Source organism: Mycobacterium sp., assembly GCF_032159765.1.
Lineage (GTDB): Bacteria > Actinomycetota > Actinomycetes > Mycobacteriales > Mycobacteriaceae > Mycobacterium.
In genome coordinates this window covers 1-9,251 of sequence record NZ_JAVHWM010000056.1, presented here as the reverse complement: position 1 = coordinate 9,251, position 9,251 = coordinate 1, and the positions used below count along the sequence as shown (strand labels likewise).

Below are 9,251 nucleotides of genomic sequence, written 5' to 3'. Positions count from 1 at the left end.
TTCTGGTCGTTTCCGTCGACCTTGACCGTGGCCTTTCCTGTGCCCACCGACGCGCCCCCGCCCCCGGGCACAGACGCAGACACCGACTGGGTGGCGCTGGCGCTGGCGCTGCTGCTGCCACCGCCTGACTTGTTGCCACCACAGCCGCTCAGCCCTGCAACCACGATGGCCGTACCACCGACGGCGATCACGAACCCACGCTTCACCACTGTTCTCCTTTTGTTTGGCGTGACCCGTCAAGATCAACGGACCCATCGTCAAGCAGTATGGTGTTTCAACTTTTGCAGGTCAGGCGTTTGCCGGAAAAAGCTGACAACCGACATCAAGTCGGGGGTGGTGTGAGAGCGTTCGAAACTACTGACGCTTCAGGCAATCGCGCATCTGCTAACAGTTCACCCTGACCTCGAAGGTGGCATCGGTGCCCTTGTTCGGATCGGCGGTGTCCGCCCCTTTGGCCGTTCCGCTGACCTTGAACGTGGTGCCGATGACAGTGGCCGTCGATTCGCCCATCTGGTTCGTCCACGAGTTGTCTGCCTGCTGGTACTGCCAGGCAGTGCCGGTGAACCCGCCGATGTTGTTGAGCGTCACCGACCTCGCGATGGGCGCCTTTTCGGTGTCGACGACCATCGTCACCCCGGAATCCTTATTGCCGGTCTCGAAGGTGTGGTTCCACCCGTCCTGTGAGCACTTGATCTCGTGCGTCGTCCCGGCGGGCTGCCCGTTCACGATGACCTCCGCTGTGACGATCGGCAGAGAACCCTTCGGCTGGGGTGAATTGGCGGGACCTGACGAGCAGCTCACCAGGCCCAGGGCGCATGACACGGCCCCGACGATAACGACGAATCGGTTCTGCACCGCCCCACCTCGATTCCGCTTGGCATATGACCTGGCAAATCTATCGGCGCCGGACGTTAACGGAAAGTAGATCGCGTGGATTGGTTCAATAAGATCCGTGCTCGGGCAGCAGCGAGATTCCTTCGCCATCACCGCTCGGCTGCCTGACCGGCTGGGACGCTGCGGGGTGATTCACACTCCGCACGGTGACATCCACACCCCCGCATTCATCGCTGTCGGCACCCAGGCGACCGTGAAGGCCGTGTTGCCCGAGGCCATGAAAGAGCTTGGCGCACAGGCGATTCTGGCCAACGCGTATCACCTCTACCTGCAACCCGGCCCTTCCATCGTCGAGGAGGCAGGCGGCCTCGGCGCGTTCATGAACTGGCCGGGACCGACCTTCACCGACAGCGGCGGCTTCCAGGTGCTGTCACTGGGCGCAGGCTTCCGCAAGGTCCTCGCCATGGACACCGACCGGGTGCAGGCCGATGACGTGATCGCGGAGGGCAAAGAGCGACTGGCCGTCGTCGACGACGACGGTGTGACGTTCAGATCGCATCTGGACGGGTCGTCGCACCGGTTCACGCCTGAGCTGTCGATGCGCATCCAGCACCAGCTCGGCGCCGACGTCATCTTCGCGTTCGACGAGCTCACCACTCTCGTCAACACCCGGGCTTATCAGGAGCGCTCGGTGCAGCGCACCCATGAGTGGGCGGTGCGCTGCGTGGCCGAACACGACCGCCTCGGCCGAGGGACCCAGGCGCTGTTCGGAGTGGTGCAGGGCGCACAGTACGAGGATCTGCGCCGGGCCGCCGCACGCGGCCTGACGACGATCACCGGACCTGACGGGCGCGGGTTCGACGGCTACGGCATCGGCGGCGCGTTGGAGAAGCAGAACCTTGCGACGATCGTCGGCTGGGTCACCGAGGAATTGCCCGACGACAAGCCGCGGCATCTGCTCGGGATCAGCGAGCCCGACGACCTCTTCGCGGCGGTCGCCGCCGGCGCCGACACGTTCGACTGTGTCTCGCCGTCACGGGTGGCGCGCAACGCCGCGGTCTACTCGGCAACTGGTCGGTTCAACATCACCGGGTCGCGCTACCGGCGCGACTTCACGCCGATCGACGCCGAATGCGACTGCTACACGTGCGCTCACTACACGCGCGCGTATGTGCACCACTTGTTCAAGAGCAAGGAGATCCTCTCGGCGGTGCTGTGCACGATCCACAACGAGCGGTTCGTGATTCGGCTCGTCGACCAGATCCGTGAATCGATCTACGACGGCCGGTTCGACGACCTGCGTGAGCAGGTCCTCGGCCGGTACTACTCGACGCGGGCAAGATAGAAACCATGACGACGCTCGCGGATTCCCAGGCATTACTGCTTCAGCTGCTCGATCCGTCGGTTCGGGCCGACCCGTACCCGGTGTACGCGCAGTTGCGGGACCGCGGCCCACTGCAACTCCCGGATGCCAATCTGGTGGTGTTCAGCTCGTTCACCGACTGCGACGCGGTGCTGCGCCACCCGGCGTCGGCGAGCGACGGCATGAAATCGACTGTTGCAAAACGAAACATCGCGGCAGGCGTCACGACGCGCCCGTTCGGCAAGCCGGGTTTTCTGTTCCTCGACTCGCCCGATCACACGCGGCTGCGCAAGCTGGCGAGCAAGGCATTCGCGCCGAGAGTGGTCAGGGAGCTTGAGCCGTATATCACCGGGCTGGTGAGCTCCCTGCTCGACGACGTCGAAGGCCGCGGCACCTTCGAGGTGATCTCCGACCTCGCGTATCCGCTCCCGGTGGCGGTGATCTGCCGGCTGCTGGGTGTGCCGATCGAGGACGAACCAGAGTTCAGCCGGGCGTCGGCGCTGTTGGCCCAGTCGCTCGACCCGTTCGTCGCGTTCACCGGCGAGCCCTCGGAGAGTTTCGCTGAGCGGATGGCCGCAGCGTTGTGGATGCGGGAGTACCTCAGGAACCTGGTCGACGAGCGCCGCGGCGATCCTGGGGACGATTTGATGTCAGGCCTGATCGCCGTCGAAGAGGCTGGCGATCAGCTGACCGAGGAAGAGATCGTCGCGACGTGCAACCTCCTGCTCGTCGCGGGGCATGAGACGACGGTCAACCTGATCGCGAACGCGATCCTGGCGCTGCTGCGTCATCCGGCGCAGTGGACAATGTTGACCAGTGATCCGTCGCGCGCGGGCGCAGTGGTCGAGGAGACTCTGCGCTACGACCCTCCCGTGCAGATGATCGGGCGCGTTGCAGCTGAGGAGATGACCATCGGCGACGTGACCGTGCCCAAGGGCGACATGATGATGCTCTTGCTGGCCGCCGCTCAACACGACGCCGATGCCAACGAGCGGCCCGACGAATTCGATCCCGAACGGAAGTCCCTTCGCCACTTGGCATTCGGGCACGGTCCGCACTTCTGCCTCGGCGCTCCACTGGCCCGGCTGGAGGCCGCCGCGGCGTTGACGGCGGTCACCGCGCGCTTCCCCGACGCACGCCTGGCGGGCGAGCCCGAGTACAAGCCGAACGTGACGCTGCGGGGCATGTCGAGCCTCCCGGTCGCCTTTTAGTCCCCCTCGTCGCCGAGACTGCTGGGAGATCGCGAAATCGCGGATAACGACGATCTCCCCGCAGTTTCGGCGGGCGCGATACGGTCGAGCGCATGCGAATCCTGCTGATCGGTGCTGGCGGCGTCGGCTCGGCGTTCTGCGCGATCGCCGCGCGTCGCCCCTTTTTCGACCGCTTGGTGGTCTGCGACTACGACGAGGCGCGAGCCACCGCGGCAGCGGAATCCGTTTCCGACGGCCGGTTTTCGTCGTCCAAGGTCGACGCGTCGTCGGCCGCGTCGGTCGCCGAGCTGGTGCGGACCCACGAGATCACCCATGTGATGAACGCGGTGGACCCGCGGTTCGTGATGCCGATCTTCGACGGCGCGCTCGACGGCGGCGCCGACTACCTCGACATGGCGATGAGCCTTTCGGCGCCCCACCCCGACGAGCCGTACAAGCTCACCGGCGTCAAGCTCGGCGACGACCAGTTTGCGGCCGGCAACCGTTGGACCGATGCGGGCCGGCTGGCGTTGGTCGGAATGGGTGTGGAGCCGGGCTTGTCCGACGTGTTCGCTCGCTACGCGCAGGACCACCTCTTCAGCGAAATCAACGAGCTCGGCACCCGCGACGGCGCCAATCTCCACGTCGAGGGATACGACTTCGCGCCGTCGTTCTCCATCTGGACCACGATCGAGGAGTGCCTGAATCCGCCGTTGATATGGGAGGCCAGCCAAGGTTGGTTCACCACCGAACCGTTCAGCGAGCCTGAGTTTTTCGATTTCCCCGCCGGCATCGGGCCCGTCGAGTGCGTCAACGTCGAGCACGAAGAAGTGGTGCTGATGCCGCGCTGGGTCAAGTGCAAGCGGGTGACGTTCAAGTACGGGTTGGGCGCGGAGTTCATCGACGTGCTCAAGACGCTGCACAAGCTCGGACTGGATCGCACGGAGAAGGTCGACGCCGGCGGCGTGAAGGTGAGCCCGCGCGACGTCGTCGCCGCGTGCCTGCCCAACCCTGCGGACCTGGGGCCGAAGATGCGCGGCAAGACGTGCGCTGGGTTGTGGGTGACCGGCACGGGCATGGATGGCAACCCGCGCTCGACGTACCTGTACAACGTCGTCGACAACGAGTGGTCGATGTCCGAGTATGGCCACCAGTGTGTCGTGTGGCAGACGGCCGTCAATCCCGTTGTCGCGCTTGAACTTCTAGCGACCGGGGTGTGGAGCGGTACTGGCGTGCTCGGGCCGGAGGCGTTTGACTCGCTGCCGTTCCTCGAGTTGCTCGCGGATTACGGGGCGCCATGGGGCATTCAGGAGCTGGCGCCCTGAGGGACAAACGCCAGTGAGCTTGCTGTCAGCGGCCTACCATGTGGTACTCGCTCTTCACTGAAGAAGGGCCAACAGTGGAGTCGCCATGTCAAGATCGTTTCGGCACGCGTTCTCGGCGGCGGCGCTGTGCCTCCTAGCCGCCACGACTTTCGGCCTTTCTGCACCAGCGAATGCTGAGCCTCGCGACGCAGATCCGGCCAACAACGACAAGCTCCTCGCAATCGTGGCCCCGGGGCTCACGGAATGCGTTGTCAGCAAGCTGTATGACGCCGCGATCGCAAGAGTCGGTTGCTCGAAGAGCCCGCCGGGAGGACCCACTGCCGTGATCTATTCCCTGTACGCAAATGCCGACGATATGAACAAGGCGTTCGACTCGCTTACGCGAAGCAGTGATCCGGTTCCCTGCCTGGGATCGATTGATTCAGCACCGACTGCCTGGAACGGCGGAATGGTCTGGTGCGGAACATTCCGCGGGCCAAGCCAGGGCGCACCAACGGTGGTATGGACCAGAACAGCCGACCTCGTCGTGGCGTCGGCGGGCGGCCGCGACCCAGTCGAGTTGTACGGCTGGTGGCTCACGGCGGCCTGATGCCGCGGTAGATCCACGGTTCGTGCGGTAGCCGCGCCGGGTCGAACTCGTCGAGCATCCCATCGACCGTCTGGGCGGTGAACCCGAGCGACGCCGCGATTGCGGCCAACGCCGCATCGACGCCGATTTCGGCCAGCGTCAGGGCGCCGTCGCGCTTGGCCAGCCGTGCGCCGTCTGCATTAAGAACCAGCGGCACGTGCGCATAGGCAGGCTGCGGGTAGCCGAAAACGTCAGCGAGATAAGCCTGCCTCGGCGACGACGCCAGCAGGTCGTCACCGCGTACCAGCTGGTCGACGCCCTGGGCTACGTCGTCGACGACGACCGCGAGGTTGTAGGCCGCCACCCCGTCGCCCCGGCGCACCACGAAGTCGTCGACCACACCTGTGAAATCGCCGTGCAGCAGGTCGTGCACGGTGTACTCAGTGACGTCGGCCCGGAGCCTTAGAGCCGGTGGCCTTCCGATCTGTGCGCGCCGCTGCGACCGCTGCGCCGCAGTCAGGTCACGGCACGTCCCCGGGTAGGCACCCTGCGGTGCGTGCGGCGCTCGCGGAGCTTGCTGGATGTCCCTTCTGCTGCAATAACATTCGTAGAGCAGCCCGCGCTCGTCGAGCTGCGCGACGACGGCGTCGTAGCGGTCCCGATGATCTTTTTGCCATTCCGGCGGCTCGTCCGAAGTAAGACCGATCGCGGCGAGGTCCTCAAGCTGGCGCGCCCCGATCTCGGGGAAGGTGCGATCGTCGAGATCGTCGACGCGAATCAGAAAGCGACGGCCCGTGGACCGCGCGAACAGCCACGCGAGGATCGCGGTGCGAAGGTTGCCGATGTGCAGGTCGGCCGACGGGCTGGGCGCGAAACGACCTGCGGGGTTCATAGGCCGAGGCCCGGCACGATGGCGGCGAGGCTGAACGTGACCGGCTGTTCGAGCTGCTCGTAGGTGCAGGAGTGGGGGTCGCGGTCGGGACGCCAGCGGTTGAACTGAGCGGTGTGGCGGAAGCGTTCACCCTCCATGTGGTCGTAGCACACCTCCACGACCCTCTCCGGTCGCAGCGGGACGAACGACAGATCCTTGCCCGCGTTCCAGCGCGAGCCTTCGTTGCGCCGCGGAGTCCGTTCGCCCGACATATGCGCGGCCCAGTTCCACGGGTGCTGGTCGAAACTCGTTACCAGAGACTGTAATTCGGTGAATAGACGCCGGCGCTCTGCCATCGGGAAGGCACCGATCACACCGACCGATGCGAGGTCGCCGCCGTCCTTGTACAAGCCAAGCAGCAGCGAGCCGATCGCCCCCTCGCCCGACTTGTGAATGCGATAGCCGGCGACGACACAGTCCGCGGTCCGCTCGTGCTTGATCTTGAACATGACGCGCTTGTCCGGCTGATACGTGATCGTAAGCGGCTTGGCGATGATGCCGTCGAGACCGGCTCCTTCGAACTCGTCGAACCAGCGCTGCGCGGTCGCCAGATCGGTGGATGCTGGTGTCACGTGGAACGAGGGACCGACGCGGATGGCGTCGACGAGCGCGGCACGACGCTCGGTGAACGGGCGTGCCGTGAGATCGTCGTCACCGAGGGCGAGTAGGTCGAACGCGATGAACGACGCCGGCGTCCGCTCGGCCAGCATCCGCACCCGGGAGCCCGCCGGGTGGATCCGCTGCTGGAGCGCCTCGAAGTCCAGACCGTGGTCGGTGGCGATGACGATCTCGCCGTCGATGACGCACCTGCGCGGCAGTTCGGCCGTGGCCGCGGCGACGAGTTCGGGGAAGTAGCGGGTCATCGGGCGCTCATTGCGGCTGCCCAGCTCAACCTCGTCGCCGTCACGAAAGCAGATCGATCGGAACCCTTCCCACTTCGGCTCGTAGGAAGCCTCAGGCGGGATGACCCGGACCGACTTGGCCAGCATCGGCGACACCGGCGGCATCACGGGCAGCTTCACCTGCCCATTGTCGCGTTCAGGCGACGGGCAAGTTCGTCCGGCGTCTCGCATCGATTTCTGCACACGGGCTGTTCGATCGCGGTTTTTGCAGCCCTGCTGCAGAATTCGGCGCGGTTTAAGGCGGTACAGCTAGCCGATCAGGTGAATTCGCGGCTGTCGATGTAGAGAGGAAGGATCAGCTCAGGCATCAGTAGCGAGGCAACGAACCACCCCGTCGGCGTACGGAGGCGAAACGCGCCCGTAGAGAACACGATCGGCCTACCGCGGCGCGCATGCGTCCTGGCATCCGAAAAGATCCACGCGGCGATGGCACACACAATGCTCAGGAGCACGACTACCAGAAACACGCCTCCGACCGTGCTGCCGACTATTTGTGGCATCTCGAACTCCTGAAATCGCTCGGTTCCCGCAAACCTAACGGGGATCGTATATCGCCTTCGCCAGCGCCGGGCGTGAACCTGAAGAGTCGCGGAGGCCACGATGACATTGCCCGGCTCGGGCGGTCTACGTGAGTATGGAAATCGTGGACCTCCCCGTGCAGCCACCCGTCGACCCGATGCTCGCGAAGGCCCAGGCGAAGGTGCCCGACGACCCCGGAGTGTGGTCGTTCGAGCCGAAGTGGGACGGGTTCCGGGCGCTGATGTTCCGCGACGGCGACGAGATCGTGCTGCAATCGCGCAACGGCAAGGACCTCGGCCGGTACTTTCCGGAACTGCTCGAGGCGCTTCGCGACGAGACGAGTTCTCGATGTGTGCTCGACGGCGAGATCGTTGTCCCGCGCGAGATCGGCGGCCGCGTCCGGTTGGACTGGGAATCACTGAGCCAGCGCATCCACCCTGCGGAGAGCCGGATCAGGATGCTCGCCGAGCAGACGCCGGCACACTTCATCGGTTTCGACGCGCTGGCGTCCGGCAACACCTCGCTGATGGACGAGCCGTTCCGGGTGCGGCGGGTTGCGCTGTCGGGAGCCGTGCATGAGAAGAAGTGGTGTCATGTCACCCGGACCACCGAAGATCCCGAGCTCGGCGCAAAGTGGCTCAGCACATTCGAGGGCGCGGGCCTTGACGGTGTGATCGCCAAGCGCCTCGACGGGCCGTACATCCCCGGCAAGCGGGAGATGGTGAAGGTCAAGCATGCGCGCGACGCGGACTGCGTGGCGATCGGCTACCGCATCCACAAGTCGGGCGAAGGTGTGGGATCGATTCTGCTCGGCCTGTACCGCGAGGACGGTGAGCTCCAAATGGTCGGCGGCGCCGCCTCTTTCACGGTGAAGGACCGGCTGAAGCTGCTGGCCGATCTCGAGCCATTGCGCGAGGGCGACGAGCTGCGCGACGGCGACCCCAGCCGGTGGAACTCGGCGGCCGACAAGCGATGGATACCGGTGCGGCCGGAGAAGGTCGCAGAGGTGGCCTACGACCAGATGGAGGGCAGCACCGAACACGGCCAACGGTTCAGGCACGCTGTGAAATTCGTTCGATGGCGCCCTGATCGGGAGCCCGGCAGCTGCACGTTCGACCAGCTCGAGGTGCCGCTCAACTACGACCTGTTCGACGTGTTGGAGTCGTAATGGCAACGCCCGCAGAAGAACTCGACGTCGACGGCATTGCCGTCAGGTTGACTAATCCCGACAAGATCTATTTCCCCAAGCTGGGTTCGAAGGGGACGAAGCGCACGTTGGTGGACTACTATCTGGCGGTTGGACGGGGCCCGATGCTGGCGGCGTTGAAGGACCGGCCGACACATCTGCAACGGTTTCCCGACGGCATTGACGGCGAGGAGATCTACCAGAAGCGGGTGCCCCAGCATCATCCCGACTACCTCGAGACCTGCCTCATCACGTTCCCGTCGGGCCGGACGGCCGACGCGCTGAAGGTCACGCACCCGGCGTCGATCGTCTGGGCCGCGCAGATGGGAACGATCACGCTGCACCCGTGGCAGGTGCGATGCCCAGACACCGAGCACCCCGACGAGCTTCGGATCGACTTGGATCCCCAGCCAGGCACAGGATTCAAGGAGGC

The 9,251-nt window shown here is 65.2% G+C and carries 10 protein-coding genes and 1 pseudogene; 6 read left to right on the top strand and 5 right to left on the bottom strand.

Translation table 11 applies throughout. From position 1 onward, the window contains the following. Window positions 1-206 (bottom strand): annotated as a pseudogene (locus tag QOH60_RS05760) (lipoprotein LpqH); the annotation flags it as partial. Between the two features lie 178 nt (window positions 207-384). Continuing rightward, window positions 385-855, bottom strand: a complete 471-nt coding sequence (locus QOH60_RS05755) for a lipoprotein LpqH (protein ID WP_526418031.1) — start codon at window positions 853-855, stop codon at window positions 385-387. A gap of 127 nt (window positions 856-982) precedes the next feature. Here QOH60_RS05755 and tgt point away from each other — a divergent pair, with 127 nt between their 5' ends. The 4 genes from tgt (at window position 983) to QOH60_RS05735 (ending at window position 5,301) form a co-directional block, all read left to right on the top strand. Then, complete coding sequence (tgt, locus tag QOH60_RS05750) at window positions 983-2,179, top strand: tRNA guanosine(34) transglycosylase Tgt (protein ID WP_526418035.1); 1,197 nt, start codon at window positions 983-985, stop codon at window positions 2,177-2,179. Between the two features lie 5 nt (window positions 2,180-2,184). Beyond that, window positions 2,185-3,408 (top strand): cytochrome P450, encoded by a 1,224-nt coding sequence (locus tag QOH60_RS05745; RefSeq protein ID WP_526418028.1) that lies wholly within the window; start codon window positions 2,185-2,187, stop codon window positions 3,406-3,408. A gap of 92 nt (window positions 3,409-3,500) precedes the next feature. Further along, window positions 3,501-4,712: a saccharopine dehydrogenase family protein gene (locus QOH60_RS05740; protein WP_526418026.1), complete on the top strand. Its 1,212-nt coding sequence runs from the start codon at window positions 3,501-3,503 to the stop codon at window positions 4,710-4,712. An 85-nt stretch (window positions 4,713-4,797) separates the two neighbouring features. Continuing rightward, window positions 4,798-5,301, top strand: a complete 504-nt coding sequence (locus QOH60_RS05735; protein ID WP_526418024.1) for a hypothetical protein — start codon at window positions 4,798-4,800, stop codon at window positions 5,299-5,301. Here QOH60_RS05735 and gluQRS read toward each other — a convergent pair. The 3 genes from gluQRS to QOH60_RS05720 all read right to left on the bottom strand — a co-directional run bounded on the left by gluQRS (window position 5,288) and on the right by QOH60_RS05720 (window position 7,613). Next, window positions 5,288-6,172, bottom strand: coding sequence for a tRNA glutamyl-Q(34) synthetase GluQRS (gene gluQRS, locus QOH60_RS05730; RefSeq protein WP_526418022.1), 885 nt, complete (start codon window positions 6,170-6,172; stop codon window positions 5,288-5,290). The genes QOH60_RS05735 and gluQRS overlap by 14 nt on opposite strands. Next, a complete protein-coding gene (locus QOH60_RS05725; RefSeq protein ID WP_526418020.1) occupies window positions 6,169-7,233 on the bottom strand; it encodes an ATP-dependent DNA ligase in 1,065 nt (354 codons plus the stop codon). Before QOH60_RS05725 ends, gluQRS begins: the two co-directional genes overlap by 4 nt. 137 nt (window positions 7,234-7,370) lie before the next feature. Continuing rightward, entirely contained in the window at window positions 7,371-7,613 is a 243-nt protein-coding gene (locus QOH60_RS05720) for a hypothetical protein (RefSeq protein ID WP_526418018.1), read from the bottom strand. Between the two features lie 134 nt (window positions 7,614-7,747). Between QOH60_RS05720 and QOH60_RS05715 the strand changes: the two genes are divergently transcribed. Together QOH60_RS05715 and ligD are read left to right on the top strand one after the other, a co-directional pair. Then, a complete protein-coding gene (locus QOH60_RS05715; RefSeq protein ID WP_526418033.1) occupies window positions 7,748-8,800 on the top strand; it encodes an ATP-dependent DNA ligase in 1,053 nt (350 codons plus the stop codon). Beyond that, window positions 8,800-9,251: non-homologous end-joining DNA ligase LigD (gene ligD / locus QOH60_RS05710; RefSeq protein ID WP_526418016.1), on the top strand; the 452-nt coding region annotated here is incomplete at its 3' end. The genes QOH60_RS05715 and ligD, both read left to right, overlap by 1 nt.